Here is a 15995-nt window from a genome sequence, read left to right as displayed (position 1 = left end):
GTGCCGCGCAGGCCCAGCGACTCGGGCGAGGTCAGCGCGTCAGGGTCTGCCGCTCGGGCCAGGGCGAGTCGGCCGGGCGCAGGGTCGACCAGCCCGCCGCGCGCGCCGCGGCGGCGGCGAGCAGCCCGACGATGGTCGACGGGTTGTGCACCGCTCCCGCGAGCACCAGGGCGACCGCCTCGGTCAACGGGACCCAGCGCGCGAGCATGTCGCATTCCTCGTCCTCGCGCTCGAACCGGTCGGCGGCCGGGACCCCGCGGATGCCGCGCGCGAGGAAGACCCGGATCGCCTCGTCGCTGCCGCCCGGGCTGGTGTAGTAGTCGAGCAGCACGTCCCAGCGCTCGGCCACGAGGTCCGCCTCCTCCGCGAGCTCGCGCGCGGCGGCGTCGCGGGCGTCCTCGTCAGCGATGTCGAGCAGTCCCGCCGGCGGCTCCCACAGGTCGCGGCGCACGGGGTGGCGGTACTGCCGCTGCAGCAGGACCCGCTCGTCGTCGTCGAGCACGATGACGACGACCGCGCCGGGGTGCCGCACGAACTCGCGGCGCACGACCCTGCTCTCGCCGTCGACCCCGCCGAGGTCGACGTCCTCGGCCACGATGTCCCAGATCACCCCGTGGAACGCGACCTCGGAGCCGACGACCAGCCGGGGCTCGAGGTGGTCGAGCACGGCCGGCTCGTCCGCCGGCACGTCAGGCGATCTCGTCGGCGTGCTGGAACTCGAGCGCCGCGCCGATGAGCCCGGCGAACAGCGGGTGCGCGCGGGTCGGGCGGGACTTGAACTCCGGGTGCGCCTGCGTCGCGACGTAGTACGGGTGCGTCTCGCGCGGAAGCTCCACGAACTCCACGAGCGAGGAGTCCGGCGAGAGCCCGGAGAACACCATGCCGGCATCCTCGAGCTGCTTGCGGTAGGAGTTGTTCACCTCGTAGCGGTGGCGGTGCCGCTCCGTGACACGCTCGGTCCCGTAGGCCTTGGCCACGACCGAGCCGGGCTCGAGCACGGCCTCGTAGGAGCCGAGCCGCATGGTGCCGCCCAGGTCCCCGTCGCCGCCGACGATCGCGAGCTGCTCGGCCATGGTCGCCACGACCGGGTTCTCCGTCCCGGGATCGAACTCGGACGACGACGCGTCCGTGAGCCCGAGCAACGAGCGCGCGTACTCGATGACCATCGTCTGCAGGCCCAGGCAGATGCCGAGAGTCGGCACGAGGTTCTCGCGCGCCCACGTGAGCGCGCCGAACATGCCCTCGATCCCGCGCACGCCGAAGCCGCCCGGGACGAGGATCGCGTCGACGCCGTCGAGCGCGGCCTTCGCCCCCGCCGGGGTCTCGCAGTCGTCCGACGCGACCCAGCGGATGACGACCTTCGCGTTCTGCGCGAAGCCGCCGGCGCGCAGCGCCTCGGTCACGGACAGGTACGCGTCAGGCAGGTCGATGTACTTGCCGACGAGGGCGACCTCGACGTGGTGCTGAGGGTTGTGCACCCGGTCGGTCACCTTCTCCCACGCGGCCCAGTCGACGTCCCGGAACGGCAGGTCGAGGCGCCGCACGACGTAGGCGTCGAGGCCCTCGGTGTGCAGCACGCGCGGGATGTCGTAGATGCTCGGGGCGTCCGCGCAGGCGATGACGGCCTCGATGTCGACGTCGGACATCAGCGCGATCTTGCGCTTGATCGGTTCCGGCAGGTCGCGGTCCGCGCGCAGCACGAGGGCGTCCGGCTGGATCCCGATCGAGCGCAGCGCGGCAACGGAGTGCTGCGTCGGCTTGGTCTTGAGCTCGGCGCTCGGGCCGATGTACGGCACGAGCGACACGTGCAGGAAGAAGACGTTGTCCCGGCCGAGGTCGTGCCGCACCTGGCGCGCGGACTCGAGGAACGGCAGGGACTCGATGTCGCCGACCGTGCCACCGATCTCGGTGATGATGACGTCGACGTCGGGGCCCGCCTGCGCGCGCATGCGGAGCTTGATCTCGTCGGTGATGTGCGGGATGACCTGCACCGTGTCACCGAGGAACTCGCCGCGCCGCTCCTTGGCGATCACCGTCGAGTAGATCTGGCCGGTGGTCACGTTGGCGGGCGCGGTGAGGTTCACGTCGAGGAAGCGCTCGTAGTGCCCGATGTCCAGGTCGGTCTCAGCCCCGTCTTCGGTGACGAACACCTCGCCGTGCTGGAACGGGTTCATCGTGCCCGGATCGACGTTCAGGTACGGGTCTAACTTCTGCATCGTGACCCGGATACCCCGGGCCCGCAGGAGTCGGCCGAGGCTCGACGCCGTCAGCCCCTTACCCAGGGAGGAGGCTACGCCTCCGGTTACGAAGATGTGCCGGGTCGTGTTATTCGATCGCCCGGGGAGTCTTTTTGCTCGGTCTGCCACGGGCTTTCACTCTACCGGATGAACGGGCGTGCGTGAGCCGTAGACCCGGTGCAACTGGCCGACGACGTCGGCCAGGTCGGGCAGCGCCGCCGCGCGGGCGCGGGCGTGGGCGGACAGCGCGGCCCGCGCGCCGGCATCGGCGAGCAGCTCGGCGATCGCGGTCGAGATCGCGATCGCGTCGCCCACCGGCACCAGGACGGCGCCGTCGGTGCCCGTGACCTCGCGCGTCCCGCCCGCGTCCGTAGCGACGACCGGCGCGCCGAGCTGGAGCGCCTCCTGGACGCTGATCGGCTGGCCCTCCCACACCGCGGTGCTGACGACGACGTCGGCCGCGGCGAACAGGTCGGGCACGTCCGTGCGCCGCCCGAGCAGGCGGACCGGCGCGCCGAGGGATGCGATGCGCGCGGCGAGGTGATCATGCAGGGGTCCGTCGCCCGCGACGACCCACACGACGGCGCGGGTCACTGCGGCGCCGGCACCGATCTCCGGCTCGCTCGGGCCGCCCGCAGCCTGGTCGGCGGCCCGGTCCGCGGCGCGCTGGTCGGCGGCCCGGTCCGCGGCGCGCAGGTCGGCGGCCCGGTCCGCGGCGCGCAGGTCGGCCGCACGCAGGTCCGACCCGAGCAGCGTCGCGGCGTCGAGCAGCGTGTCGAGGCCCTTCTGCGGCGCGAGGCGCCCGACGGTGACCACGAGCGCGGTGTCGGCGCCGATCCCCAGGCCGACGCGGACAGCGGCCGCGCCGGCGGCCGGCAGGGGGCGTTGGGGGGCGGGCACGAGTGCCCGTTCGACCGTCGTGGCGCCCAGGACCCGGGCGCGGTCGACGAGGTCGGCCGAGACGCCCAGGACGGCGTCCGCGCCGCGGGCGACGATGCGCTCGAGCACCGCCGAGACCGCGCGCACGCCGCGCCCCCCGACCGGGAGGTTGTGCAACGTGACGACGACCCGGGGGCGCCCGGTCGGGCGCAGCGAGCGGGCCGCGAGCACCGCGAACGCGCCGGCGCGGAGGCCGTGGGCGTGCAGCACGTCGGCGCCGCGGGCCAGGCCGCGCAGGCGGGTGACGACCGCCAGGTCGCCGAGCCGGGGCCGTGCGGTGATCGGCACGGACACGAAGGCGACCCGCTCTCCGGCCGCGACGTCGGCGGCGAGCCCGGCGGGGCCCGCGACCCGGACGACCGAGCCCGGGCCGGCGGGGCCTGGCTCGCTCAGCGCCTCGGCGATCTGGGCCACGTGCCGCGCGACGCCGCCGGCGCTCGACCCGAGCACCTGGACGACGCGCTGGGCGGCGACTGCCTCAGCCACGGCGGGCACCGGGGCCGGTCTGGCCGCGCGTGCCGGGGCGGTCCGCGGCGAGCGCGCCGAGGATCGTCGTGCGGTCGGCGAACCAGGTCGCGGCCACGACGACGAGCACGCTGAGCGCCGCTCCCCCGAGCGCCGACACGATCGCGGAGGCGGCGTTGCTGCCGGTGAGGTCGAGCACGGAGTCCACGACCCAGCGTCCGCCGAGCGCGCCCAGCGCGGCGCTGGCGCCCGCGACGAGGAGCGTGCGGGGTACGCCGGCCAGTGCGGCGGGCCCGGCGGACCGACGCACCGCGACCAGGAGCACCACCCCGGCGACCGTCATCCCGATCGTGTTGCCGATCGCGAGCCCGCGCAGCGCGTCCGCGCCGCTCGGCCCGTCGGCGGTCAGCGCGAGCACCGCCACGACGGACGCGACCACGACGGCGAGCCAGCCCGTCACGACGGCGAGCACCGCCGCCCGTCCCCGCTCGAGCGCGAACAGCACCCGGGAGAGCTGGAAGATCAGGGCGTAGCCCAGCAGCCCAGGCGCGAGCCACACGAGGGTCGGCTCCATCGCCGCGAGCGCGGCGGTGTCGTTGCTCGCGTCGACCGCCGAGAACACGAAGGTCACGGCCGGTGCGGCGGCGGCGAGCGACGCCGCGCCGGCCGCGCTCACGAGCAGCACGGCACGCGTGCTCGTGGCCACGAGGCGCGCGTAGCGCTTCAGGTCGCCCGTCGCGGCGTGCTCGGCGAGCCGCGGGAACGCGGCGGTCGCGAGCGGCACGGCGAGCACGGCGTACGGCAGGAAGTACACGGCTTGCGAGTACTGGAAGATGTTCAGCGTGCCGCCGAGCTCGCCGCGCGAGTTCGCGAGCTTGACCGTCACCAGCACCGCGGCCTGCTGCGCCAGCAGCCCGCCGACGCCCGCGAGGGCGAGGCGGCGCGCCCGGACCCCGACGCCGGACGGGAACGCGAAGGTCGGGCGCAGCGTGACGCCCGAGTGCAGCACCGGAATCAGCAGCGGCAGGCTCATGGCCGCGACGCCCGCCGTCGTGCCCCAGGCGAGCCAGGCGACCGCCTCGGGGGTCAGCGCCGCGGGGTCGTTGACGGAGCCGCCGGCGATCGAGTGGAACACGAGGTAGCTCGCGATGACGACGGCGCTCGAGGCGAGCGGGGCCGCGGCCGGCCAGACGAACCGGCGCTGGGCCTGCAGGATCCCGGTGAGCACGACCCCGATGCCGTACAGCACGATCTGCGGCGCGAACACGACGAGCAGCTGGCCCGCCAGGTCCACGGTCGCCTGCGTGACGGCCGGGTCGGCGTCCGGGCGCGCGGCCGGAATGAGCAGGGCGACGAGCGGCCGAGCGAGCAGCGCGAGCAGCACCGACATCGGGAGCAGGACCGCGAGCGCCCAGGTCAGCAGCGCCGAGGAGATGCGGTCGACGTCGCCGCGCAGGTTCTTCGCGAGCGGCCCGGCGAGCAGCGGCACGATCGCCCCGGCGAGCGCGCCGCCGGCGACCACCTCGAACAGGACGTTGGGCAGCAGGTTCGCGGTCCCGTAGGCCGTGCCGGTCGCGTTGGCGCCGACGGACGCGGACTGCGCGAGCCAGCGCCCGAATCCGACGACGCGCGCCGCGATCGTGATGAGCGCGATGAGCGCCGCCGCGCCGGCGAGGCCGGACAGCGTGCGGCGAAGCGGACGGGTCGATGCCGGGCCGCTCACGCGGGGTACGCCCCCGGGCGGCGCCCGAGCGCGTCGAGCTCGCGCAGCCCGGGGGTCCGCGCGATGACCTGGGTGAAGCTGACCCGCTCGCTCACCACGGTGAGCGCGACGGCGCCGGCGAGCAGCGCGAGCCGCACGGGGCGTCGGGCGTCGAGCACGACTGCCGTGCCGAGCAGCGCGCCGAGGGCGTTCGCCCCGCCGTCGCCGAGCATGTCCCGTTCGGCGAGGTCGGCGCGCACCGCGCCGAGGGCAGCGCCGACGACGGCGCCGGCCACCCCCGCGCCCGCGCCACCCGCGAGCGCGATCGGCGCGGCGGCGAGGCCGGCGGCCTTGACGGCGCGGCCCGGGCGCAGGTCGAGCAGGTTGACGAGGTTCGCGGTGGCGGCGATGAGCGCGCCCGAGGCCGCGACGTCGGCGGCCCAGCTGAGGGGGTGCCGGCGCGAGCCGTCGGCGCCGTGGCCGGGGGTCACGATCGCGGCCGCGGCGAGCGCCGTCGCACCGATCCCGAGCACCTTGAGCCCACCCGTCGTGACGCGGCCGTGCGCGAGCGCCCCGAGGTGGCCGCGCAGCCCCTTGGTGCGGGCGCCGGTGTCCTCGGTGAGGTCGTCGACCAGCCCGAACGCCGCGCCGCCCGCAGTGGCGACGACGGCGCCGACCGCGTCGCGCGCCGTCGTGGCGCCGAGCACCGCGCCGACGAGCAGCCCGGCGGCTGCCGCGGGCCCCTCGAGCAGGCTGACCGGCTCGCCGCGGTGGTTGCTGCGGTTCCAGCGCTCGGGACCGCCGATCAGGCCCTCACGCAGCGGGAGCGCCGTCCGCGCACCGAGCGTCACGAGCGCGGCTGCGGCGCCGGCGCCGAGCCGGCGGACCACCCGGGCGCTCAACCGGTGACCCCCGCCCCGTCCACCGACGCCGGGTCGGCCTCGGCCTGGGCCGGGGTGCGGTCGACCGGTCCGAGCGTCGTGCGCTCGGGGAACGGCGACTCGTTGTCGCCGAAGCCGAAGTGCCCGACCGTCCCGCCGATGCGCGCGTTCAGCGCGAGCGGCACGGACAGCTGCCCGGTCACCTGGTCCATGCCGCTGACCGTGCTCAGGCTCGACGCCAGCTCTTCGGTGTTCGCGATCGTCGAGACCAGGTCGCCCGAGGTGACGTCGGCCGTCGCGACGACAGCGCCCTCGGTGCGGTTCTGCGCGGCGTCGGCGATCGCGACCTGGGCGGCGACGACGTCTTCGACGGGGGCAGAGGTCGAGTCCTCGTCCGCCGGGGCGCCGGTCACGATGACGATCGCGTCGGCGGGCGCCGTGATCTCGTCCGCGACCGTGATCAGCGCGCTGTCCGCGTTGGCGAGCAGCTCGATGATGAGGCCGGCCGACTCCGACTGCGAATCCGGCGCGGCCGGGTCGGCGCCCGTGAGGCCCTCGGCCAGCGCCTCGGCGAGCTCGACCTCGGTCCCGGCGTCCTCGGCGGGCGCGGGCAGCACGTAGGGCACCAGGTTGCCGGCGAGCGCCTGGCGGAAGCTGCGCAGGCTGGGGTCGGTCCAGTTGTCGGTCACGCTGACGCGCCCGCTGACGGTCGCGCCGGCCTCGGCGAGCTGCGCCTCGACGGCCGCGACGTCGTCGGAGTCCGCGCCCGGGAGCGAGATCACCGCGACCCGGCGATCGGTGAGCGCACCCGACACGAGCGTCGGGCCAGCGGCCTCGAGGTAGCTGCGCTGCTCGGCCTGTGCGCCCTCGGCGGCCGTCAGGTCGGCGCGCAGGGCGTCCCGGTCGGAGCGCAGCGCCTGGACCTGGCCCGTCAGCGTGTCGCCGATCGCCTCCTTGAGGGGCCCGGCGCCGAGCGCGATGCCGACGGCCAGGGCGATGAACACCGAGATCAGGGAGACGATGTGGTAGCGGAAGTCGATCACTGTGCGGTCTTTTCGTCGAGAGCGGGTCGGGCGGTCCGGTCGGGGCGCATCAGGCGCCGCCGAAGAGCGAACCGACCCAGGAGAACAGGTCGTCGAACCGTGCACCGAACAGGCCGAACATGGTCTGCCCGGACGCGGTGGACGCGAGCGCGACCACGAGGGCGAGCAGGCCCGCGGCCACGAGGCCGATGAGCTGGTAGTTCGAGATGCGCGCCCGGTACAGGCGCGAGACGCCCTTGGCGTCGACGAGCTTGCTCCCGACGCGCAGGCGCGTCAGGAAGGTGCTCGCCATGCCCGAGCGCCCCTTGTCGAGAAACTCGACGAGCGTCGCGTGGGTGCCGACGGCGACGATGAGCTCGGCGCCCTTGTCGTCGGCGAGCAGCATCGCGACGTCCTCGCTCGTGCCGGTCGCCGGGAACACGACGTGGTCGACGCCGAGCTTCGCGACCCGCTCGAGCCCGGGGGCCCGGCCGTCGCGGTAGGCGTGCACCACGATCTCCGCGCCGCAGCGCAGCGCCTTGTCGGAGACCGAGTCCATGTCGCCGACGATGAGCTGGGGCGTCCAGCCGGCCTCGAGGATCGCGTCCGCGCCGCCGTCCACACCGATCAGCACCGGGCGGTACTCGATGATGTACGGCCGCAGCGTCGCGAGGTCGTCCTTGTAGTGATAACCGCGCACCACGATGAGCACGTGCCGGCCGTCGATCACGGTGGAGATGTCGGGGACGCCGATGCCGTCCAGCAGGAGGTCGCGTTCGCGGCGCAGGTAGTCCATCGTGTTCGCCGCGAAGGACTCGAGCTGCTCGGACAGGCCCTCGCGGGCGGCCTCTAGGTTCGCCGCGATCGTCGCGGTGGTCTGCTCGACGCCCTCGGCGAGGACGGTGTCGCCGTCGTGCACCGCACCCTCGATGACCCGGACGACCCGGCCCTCGACCAGAGACATCACGTCGGGGCCGAGGTCATCCACCAGCGGGATGCCCGCGGCGACCAGGATCTCGGGGCCGAGGTTCGGGTACCGCCCCGACGTCGACCGGGCCGCGTTGAGCACGGCCGCGGGCTGGCACGCGACGAGCGCCTCGGCGGACACCCGGTCGATGTCGAGGTGGTCGATCACGGCGATGTCGCCCGGTCGGAGCCGCTTGGTCAGGGCCTTGGTTCGAGGGTCGACACGAACGGGACCCGCCGTTCCGGGCTCGACGGGCAGGGGCGCGTGTTTACGAAAAGTCAGTCTCATCGTGGGTCATCGTCCCATGCCGGACAGTGCGAGAAGCTCAGCGGCATGCGTGCGCGCCGCAGCAGACTCGTCTTGGCCCGACAGCATGCGGGCGAGCTCGCGCACCCGATCGGTCCCCGTGACCGGCCGGACGTCGGAGTCGGTGACCGTGTCGATGCCCCCGGCGAGCTGCTTGGTGACCACCAGATGGGTGTCCGCGAAGGCCGCGACCTGGGCCAGGTGCGTGACCACGATCACCTGGGAGCCGCGCGCGAGCAGCGCGAGCCGGCGCCCGACCTCGACCGCCGCCTTGCCTCCCACCCCGGCGTCCACCTCGTCGAACACGAACGTCGGCGGCCGGCGCGCGCCGGACTCCGGCGACGTGGCGAGCGCGACCTCGATCGCCAGCATGACGCGCGACAGCTCGCCGCCCGAGGCGCCCTTGCCGAGCGCGCGCGCGGGCGCACCCGCGTGCGGCACGAGGAGCATCTCGACGCTCTCGGCGCCCCAGGGCCCCGGCTCGGCCAGCGCCGCGACGTCGACCGTGAGCCGGGCGCCCGCCATCGCGAGGCCGGCCAGCTCGCCCGTGACGGCCGCGGCGAGGTTCTCGGCGGCCATGCGCCGGCCGGTCGTCAGCGTCGCGGCCCGCTCGGCAAGCAGGGCCGTCAGCTCGCCGTGGCGCGCGGTGAGCGCGGCGAGGCGATCGCCGCCGCCGTCGAGCTCGAGCAGGCGCAGCCCGGCGGCCTGCGCCCACGCGAGCACCGCGTCGCTCGTCTCGCCGTAGCTGCGCGTGAGTTGGCCGAGCTCGGCCCGCCGCTGCTGCACCGCCTCGAGCCGGCGCGGATCCGCGTCCAGGTCCTGGAGGTAGCCGGACAGCTCGGCCGCGACGTCGGCGAGCAGGTACCCGACGTCGGCGAGCCGCGTCGCGAGCCCAGCGAGGGCGGCATCGTGCTCGCCGGCCTGCTCGAGCACCCGGCGGCCGCGGTCGACGGCGAAGGCCGCCGCGACCTCCTCGGCGGCATCCGGGTCGCCGGCGATGGCATCGTGGGCGACCGCGGCCGCGGCGCGCAGGTCCTCCGCGTGCCCGAGCCGGTCGGCCTCGGCCGCGAGCTCGACGTCCTCCCCCGGCTGGGGGGCGACGCGCTCGACCTCGTCGAGTCCCCGCCGCAGCAGGTCGGCCTCGTGCGCGCGGTCGGCGCCGCGCGTCGTGAGCTCCTCGATCTCGGTGCTCAGGCGCGCGAGCTCCGCCCAGGTGCTGCGAAAGTCGACGAGGACGCCCTGATGGTCGGGCCCGGCGAACGCGTCGAGGGCCTCCCGCTGGCGCGCGGGCGAGCGCAGCCGTGACTGATCTGCCTGCCCGTGCACCGTGACGAGGTCCTCGGCCAACTCGGCGAGCACCGCCTGCGGGACGCCGCGGCCGCCGAGGTGCGCGCGCGAGCGGCCCTCCGCCGCGACCGTGCGCAGCAGGACGAGCGTGCCGTCGTCGTCGAGCTCGGCTCCGGCGTCGGCCGCGCGCTCGGCGGCCGCGGAGCCGGGGCTCATGCTGACGCGACCCTCGACCGCCGCGCGGTCCTGGCCCGTGCGCACCGTGCCGGGATCGGCCTTGCCGCCGAGCAGCAGGTCGAGTCCGGTGAGCACCATCGTCTTTCCCGCGCCCGTTTCGCCGGTCAGCACGGTGAGCCCGGGGCCGAGGGCGACCCGCGCGCGCGCGATGACGCCCAGGTTCTCGATCCGGAGCTCCTCGAGCATGGTCAGCCCTCCCGCGCCTGATCGGTGCCGGGCGCGTGCTCGGTGCCGGGCGCGTGCTCGGTGCCGGGCGCGTGCTCGGTGCCGGGCGCGTGCTCGGCGCCGCGGCCATGGTGGGCCGGGAGCCCGCGCCAGCCCTCGACGGGCAGCGAGAACTTGCTCACGAGCCGGTCGGTGAAGGGGGCCTGGCTCAGGCGCGCGAGCCGGACCGGCACGGGGCTGCGCCGGACCTCGACGCGCGCACCCACGGGCAGGTGCGTGCGCCGGCGGCCGTCGCAGCTGAGCACTCCGACGGCGCCCGTGCGGGCGAGCACCTCGAGCGCGAGCACGCTCGACGGCCCGACGACGAGCGGTCGGGCGAACAGCGCGTGCGCCGACAGCGGGACGAGCAGCATCGCGTCGACGTCCGGCCAGACGACCGGTCCCCCGGCCGAGAAGGCGTGCGCCGTCGAGCCGGTCGCGGTCGACATCACCACCCCGTCGCAGCCGAACGTCGACAGCGGCCGCCCGTCGACCTCGATGACGACCTCGATCATCCGCGACCGGTCCGCCTTCTCGACGGTGGCCTCGTTCAAGGCCCAGTCGTGCAGCGGCTCCGCGAGCCCGGGGACGGTGATGCGCACGTCCAGCGTCGTGCGCTCCTCGACCTCGTAGTCGCGGGCCGCGAGCCGCCGGATGGCCTCGCCGATGTCCTCGCGCTCGCTCTCGGCCAGGAACCCGACGTGCCCGAGGTTGACCCCGAGCAGGGGGATGTCGGTGCCCCGGGTGAGCTCGGCGGCGCGCAGGATCGTGCCGTCGCCGCCCAGCACGACGGCGATCTCGACGTCGGTCAGGTCGACCCCGACCGAGTCGAGCACGAGATCGAAACCGGCCCGCTCGAGCTCGCGGATCGCCTCCTCCGTCGCGGCGAGCGCCTCCGACCGGCCGAGATGCGTGACCACGAGTGCGCGGCGGGTCATCGCGGCACCCCGCTCGTCCAGCCGGCGTTCGCGCCCGTCGGGCCGGCGGCGACGGCTGCGGCGATGAGCGCGTCGAGGTCGGGCGCGTCGGCGTCAGCGTGGGCGTCAGTGGGCGCGCCGGCGTCGGGCGACTGCTCGGCGCCGACGAGCCAGAGGAAGAACTCCACGTTGCCGCTCGGGCCGGGCAGCGGGCTCGCGACGACGGCGACGGCCCGCAGGCCGAGCCCGGCGGCCGCCTGCGCGACGTCGTGCACCGCCTTGGCCCGCAGCTCGGGCTCGCGCACGACCCCGCCCGGGCCGAGCCGTTCCCGGCCGACCTCGAACTGGGGCTTGACGAGCAGGAGGAAGTCGGCGCCGGGCGCCGCGACGGCCACGAGCGCCGGCAGCACGACGGTCAGCGAGATGAACGAGAGGTCGCCGACAACGAGCGCGGGCGCGTCGCCGAGGTCACCCGCGGCGAGGTTGCGAATGTTGACGCCCTCGCGGACGGTGACCCGAGGGTCGGCGCGCAGCGCGGGGACGAGCTGATCGTGCCCGACGTCGACGGCGACGACGTGCGCCGCCCCCCGGCGCAGCAGCACGTCGGTGAAGCCCCCGGTGGAGGCGCCCGCGTCGAGGCAACGCCGGCCGGCGATGCTCGGCGCGCGCAGGCCGAGCTCGTCGAGGGCCCCGGCGAGCTTGTGCCCGGCACGCGAGGCGTAGTCCGGGGCGTCGTCCGGCCGGGCCTCGACCGCGACGACCTGCCCGGGGGCGACCGGGGTCGAGCTCTTGCCTGCGCCGACGCCGTCCACGCTGACCCGGCCCGCGGCGATCAGCTCGCCGGCGTGACGTCGGGACCGGGCCAGGCCGGCCCTGACCAGCTCGCTGTCCACGCGGGTGCGCTCCACCGGTGTGCCCTCGACTCGGGTGGGCTCGGCCACGCTAGGCGCCCTCGTCCGCGAGGCGGTCCTGCAGGGCGCCGTGGACGGCGTCGAACACGGCGACGTGGGCGCGCACCGGCAGAGCGTCGAGCTGTCCTAGGCGCGTCAGCGCAGCGTCAACCGCGGCGTCCCCGGTCGTCTGGGCCGCCGGCTCGTGCTGGCCGGCGATCGCGCCCGGCGCATGCTCGTGCACACCTACTCCTCGGTCGAAGCTCGATCTGCCGAGGTCACCCCGGCAACGCTCCACGTTACCGGCCGCGCGCGCCGATCACGGCGCGGCGACGCCGAGCTCGGGCACCGAATCGGCCGCGAGCTCGAGGCCGGCGTCGACCGCCTCCCACGCGGCCATGCAGGCCGACCGGAGCAGGTCCATCTGGGCGTCGACGCCCTCACCCGAGCGCGCGAGCTCGAGCCGGCCGTCCGTCACGCGCGCGGACGCGCCGCGGGTCGCCCACCAGCCGTCGGCGCCACGCTCCGGCACGGGGTGGGCGACGAGCAGGCTCATCAGGTCGGCGCCGAGGTAGTCGGGGCGCTCGTGCGCGCCCGCGAGCACCGCGTCGCGGCCCGAGCTCACGCCGGTGAGCACGTGCAGGCCGGGGTAGCCCGCCGCGCGGGCCCCCGCCAGGTCCGTGTCGAGGCGGTCGCCGACGACGAGGGGCCGGTCCGAGCCGGCCCGCTCGACGGCGAGCCGGTACATCGTCGGGGCCGGCTTGCCCGCACTGTCCGGCACGACGCCGGTCGCGGCCTGGACCGCGGCGACGAGAGAGCCGTTCCCGGGCGCGAACCCGCGCGCCGTGGGCAGGCTCAGGTCGAGGTTGCTCGCGACGTGCCAGGCGCCACGCTCGACCGCATACGCGGCCTCCGCGAGCTGGGTCCAGCCGAGCTCGGGCGCGAAGCCCTGCGCGACGGCGTCGGGCTTGTCGTCCGCCGACGTCACGACCACGAAGCCGGCGGCCCGGACGGCCGTGACGAGGCCCGCTCCCCCGACGACGAGCACCTTCGCGCCGGGCGAGAGCCGCGTCGCGAGCACGCCGGCCGCGGCCTGCGCGGCCGTCATGACCTCGACGGGCTCGGTCGGGATGCCGAGCCCGCTCAGCTGGGCCGCGACGGACTCGGGCTCGCGGGAGGCGTTGTTCGTGATGAACACGAGCCGCATCCCGTTCGCGCGCGCGCCCGCCAGGCCCTGCGACGCGCCGTCGATCGGGTCGTGGCCGCGGTAGGCGACCCCGTCCAGATCGACGAGCGCCAGGTCGTACCGCTCGGCCAGCGGGACGTCGGAACCGATCAGCCCCGTCATGCGCGATCGTCGACGGCCGCGGGCGCGTCGGTGGCCGGTGAGTCGGTGGCCGGCGCGTCGGTTGCGGGCGCGTCGTCGACCGGCGCGTCGGACTCGTCGTCGTCGTCCAGGTCGAAGACGACGACGTCCTCCTCGGGCTCGTCGCTGCCGCCCGAGGCTTCGGCGAGCTGCGCGGCGGAGTACCCGGCGAGCGCCGCTGCGGCGTCCTCGGGGCGACCCAGGGCGATCAGCGCCGCAGAGCGGGCCTGCGCGATGCGCACCGCGACGACGCCTGCGACGACGCCGAGGCGAGCCAGCGCGCTGTCGGCGAGCACCGCGTACGCGGCCTCCGGCTCCGCCAGGTCGAGCCGCGCGCCGCTCACGACGATGGCGAGCTCGATTGCGGCGTCGGCCTCGAGGCCCTCCGCCTCGGGGGACGCGGCCAACGCGAGCGCGCGCTCGGGACGCCCGAGGCCTCGCTCGCAGTCCGCCATGATCGCCAGGTGCTCGGACGAGCCGTTGAGCCGGCGCACCGTGCGCAGCTCGCGCAGCGCCTCGGCGTAGCGGCCGGTCCGGTACGCGGCGAGGCCGGCGGCCTCGCGGACGACGTCGACGCGGCCCGCGCGCCGCACCGCGGCCTGGGCGTGCTCGTACGCCTGCTCCGGGAACGTGTCGAGCAGGCGCCCGGCCATCACCAGGTGCTGGCCGACGCCGTCGGCGTTCTCCTTGCTGAGGGTGCGCAGCCGCGCGCGCACAGCACGATCGAGGTCAGAGAACTGCACGTCCTCGTCGATCGGGGGTGCGACCTGGCGCTCGGCCTCGGGCGAGCGAGTGAGGCGGTGGTCGATCGCGTCGCCGTCACGCTGCGGAGCGGCGGAGCCGCCTCGCGGTGCACGCTCGCTGCGACCCCGGTCGTCGGGACGGCTGTCCGAGCGGCTGTCGGGGCGACGCGAGCGGTCCGGTGCACCCGAACGATCGGGGCGGTCGGGCCGGTCGCTCGTCCGGGGACGGTCGGGCCGGTCGTTCGTGCGCGGTCGGTCGGGCCGGTCGTTGGTGCGCGGCCGAGCGGCGCGCTCAGTGCCCGCGCGCGGGGTCCGGTCGTGCGTCGGCGGGCGCTCGGTGCGGCGCACAGCGTTGTTGTCGTCGCCGCCGCGGTCCGTGCTGCGGTCGGCCTGGGCGCCCCAGCGGGGACGCTCGTCGCGGTCCTGGCTGCTCGTGCGCTCGGGGGCCACCGCTGCGCGGTCGGGACGCTCGGTGCGCTCGGAACGCTCGGTGCGGGCAGGGCGCTCGGTGCGGGCAGGACGCTCGCCGGCGGGACGGTACGGACGGTCCCCGCCGCGGGTGTCGGGGCGGGAGTCGCCACGGTCGTCGTTGGACCGGAACGGCGGACGCGAACCCGTCGACGGACGGCTCGACCGCTCGGGACGGTCCGGGCGGTCACCGGACGGACGGTACGGACGATCCCCGCGGTCGCCGGCGGGACGGTACGGACGATCTCCGCCACGTGCGTCGGGGCGGGAGTCGCCACGGTCGTCGTTGGACCGGAACGGCGGACGCGAACCCGTCGACGGACGGCTCGACCGCTCGGGACGGTCCGGGCGGTGACCGGACGGACGGTACGGACGATCCCCGCGGTCGCCGGCGGGACGGTACGGACGATCTCCGCCACGTGCGTCGGGGCGGGAGTCGCCACGGTCGTCGTTGGACCGGAACGGCGGACGCGAACCCGTCGACGGACGGCTCGACCGCTCGGGACGGTCCGGGCGGTGACCGGACGGACGGTACGGACGATCCCCGCGGTCGGGGGCGGGACGGTACGGACGATCCCCGCCACGTGCGTCGGGGCGGGAGTCGCCCCGGTCGTCGCTAGACCGGAACGGCGGACGCGAACCCGTCGACGGACGGCTCGACCGCTCGGGACGGTCACTGGACGGACGGTACGGACGGTCGCCACCGCGCGCGGGGCGCTCGGCACCCTGCGCGGCCGGACGGTCGGTCCCGTGGTCCTCCCAGCGCGATCGCTGGGTCGGGCGCTCGTCGTTCGCCCGATACGTGGGCCGCGCGCTGCCGGTCGACGGCCGGTACGGCCGCTCCTGGCGCTCGCCGGCCGGGCGGTACGGGCGGTCGCCCCCACGCGAAGCGCCACCGGATCCAGCGCCGCCCCGGGGCGCGCTCCGCCCGCGCTCGTCGGAACCCCTCGAGCCGCTGGCGTTCCCGGCGTCCTTGTTCACGTGTGTCTCCCTCGTAGTCATGCGTCGATCTATCGTCTCATTGCCGCGCGGGTCGGCCGCGGTGGCGGTACCGGGGCGACAAGGCGGCCCAGCTCGATGCCTGGACCGGCGCGGCCACGAGGCGCACGCGTCGCGCGGCCGGGATCGGCCGCTGCAGCGCACATCGCTCTTGTGGTGTCACGTACTGGTCAGGCGAAAACGAGAAAGAGCCACCCCGAGATGGGGTGGCTCTTTCTGTAATGGTTGTCCGGCGGCGACTTACTCTCCCACACAGTCTCCCGTGCAGTACCATCGGCGCAGAGGGGCTTAGCTTCCGGGTTCGGAATGGGACCGGGCGTTTCCCCCTCGCTATGACCGCCGTAACTCTATGGAGATATCTGGTT

The 15995-nt window shown here is 75.5% G+C and carries 13 protein-coding genes and 1 rRNA gene; all 14 read right to left on the bottom strand.

The window, feature by feature from the left end; genetic code table 11:
- Positions 1-31 precede the first annotated feature (31 nt).
- Positions 32-688, bottom strand: coding sequence for an NUDIX domain-containing protein (locus J4E96_RS07190; protein ID WP_227425083.1), 657 nt, complete (start codon positions 686-688; stop codon positions 32-34).
- 1 nt (position 689) lies between these two features.
- Entirely contained in the window at positions 690-2366 is a 1677-nt protein-coding gene (locus tag J4E96_RS07185) for a CTP synthase (RefSeq protein WP_227425082.1), read from the bottom strand.
- A 6-nt stretch (positions 2367-2372) separates the two neighbouring features.
- Positions 2373-3662 carry a glycosyltransferase family 4 protein gene (locus J4E96_RS07180; RefSeq protein ID WP_227425081.1) on the bottom strand — a complete coding sequence of 430 codons (1290 nt, stop codon included), beginning with the start codon at positions 3660-3662 and terminating at the stop codon, positions 2373-2375.
- Positions 3655-5364 carry a murein biosynthesis integral membrane protein MurJ gene (gene murJ / locus J4E96_RS07175; protein ID WP_227425080.1) on the bottom strand — a complete coding sequence of 570 codons (1710 nt, stop codon included), beginning with the start codon at positions 5362-5364 and terminating at the stop codon, positions 3655-3657. The genes J4E96_RS07180 and murJ overlap by 8 nt, the downstream gene beginning before the upstream one ends.
- Positions 5361-6245 carry a hypothetical protein gene (locus J4E96_RS07170; RefSeq protein ID WP_227425079.1) on the bottom strand — a complete coding sequence of 295 codons (885 nt, stop codon included), beginning with the start codon at positions 6243-6245 and terminating at the stop codon, positions 5361-5363. The genes murJ and J4E96_RS07170 overlap by 4 nt, the downstream gene beginning before the upstream one ends.
- Positions 6242-7267 carry a copper transporter gene (locus tag J4E96_RS07165; protein WP_227425078.1) on the bottom strand — a complete coding sequence of 342 codons (1026 nt, stop codon included), beginning with the start codon at positions 7265-7267 and terminating at the stop codon, positions 6242-6244. The genes J4E96_RS07170 and J4E96_RS07165 overlap by 4 nt, the downstream gene beginning before the upstream one ends.
- Before the next feature lie 49 nt (positions 7268-7316).
- Positions 7317-8501 (bottom strand): putative cytokinetic ring protein SteA, encoded by a 1185-nt coding sequence (gene steA / locus J4E96_RS07160; protein ID WP_227425077.1) that lies wholly within the window; start codon positions 8499-8501, stop codon positions 7317-7319.
- A gap of 6 nt (positions 8502-8507) precedes the next feature.
- Positions 8508-10229: a DNA repair protein RecN gene (recN, locus tag J4E96_RS07155; protein WP_227425076.1), complete on the bottom strand. Its 1722-nt coding sequence runs from the start codon at positions 10227-10229 to the stop codon at positions 8508-8510.
- A gap of 2 nt (positions 10230-10231) precedes the next feature.
- Positions 10232-11185: an NAD kinase gene (locus tag J4E96_RS07150; RefSeq protein WP_227425075.1), complete on the bottom strand. Its 954-nt coding sequence runs from the start codon at positions 11183-11185 to the stop codon at positions 10232-10234.
- Positions 11182-12105: a TlyA family RNA methyltransferase gene (locus J4E96_RS07145; protein WP_319637758.1), complete on the bottom strand. Its 924-nt coding sequence runs from the start codon at positions 12103-12105 to the stop codon at positions 11182-11184. The genes J4E96_RS07150 and J4E96_RS07145 overlap by 4 nt, the downstream gene beginning before the upstream one ends.
- Before the next feature lies 1 nt (position 12106).
- Positions 12107-12298: a hypothetical protein gene (locus J4E96_RS07140; protein WP_227425074.1), complete on the bottom strand. Its 192-nt coding sequence runs from the start codon at positions 12296-12298 to the stop codon at positions 12107-12109.
- 75 nt (positions 12299-12373) lie between these two features.
- Positions 12374-13402 (bottom strand): HAD-IIA family hydrolase, encoded by a 1029-nt coding sequence (locus J4E96_RS07135; protein ID WP_227425073.1) that lies wholly within the window; start codon positions 13400-13402, stop codon positions 12374-12376.
- Positions 13399-14613 (bottom strand): hypothetical protein, encoded by a 1215-nt coding sequence (locus J4E96_RS07130; RefSeq protein WP_227425072.1) that lies wholly within the window; start codon positions 14611-14613, stop codon positions 13399-13401. Before J4E96_RS07130 ends, J4E96_RS07135 begins: the two co-directional genes overlap by 4 nt.
- A 1244-nt stretch (positions 14614-15857) precedes the next feature.
- Positions 15858-15974 (bottom strand): 5S ribosomal RNA (gene rrf / locus J4E96_RS07125).
- Positions 15975-15995 lie beyond the last annotated feature (21 nt).

Origin of the sequence: Pengzhenrongella sicca (assembly GCF_017569225.1) — a bacterium.
GTDB classification, from domain to species: Bacteria; Actinomycetota; Actinomycetes; order Actinomycetales; family Cellulomonadaceae; genus Pengzhenrongella; species Pengzhenrongella sicca.
Note: the sequence above shows the minus strand (reverse complement) of the source record. Positions and strands in the feature narration are given on the sequence as shown.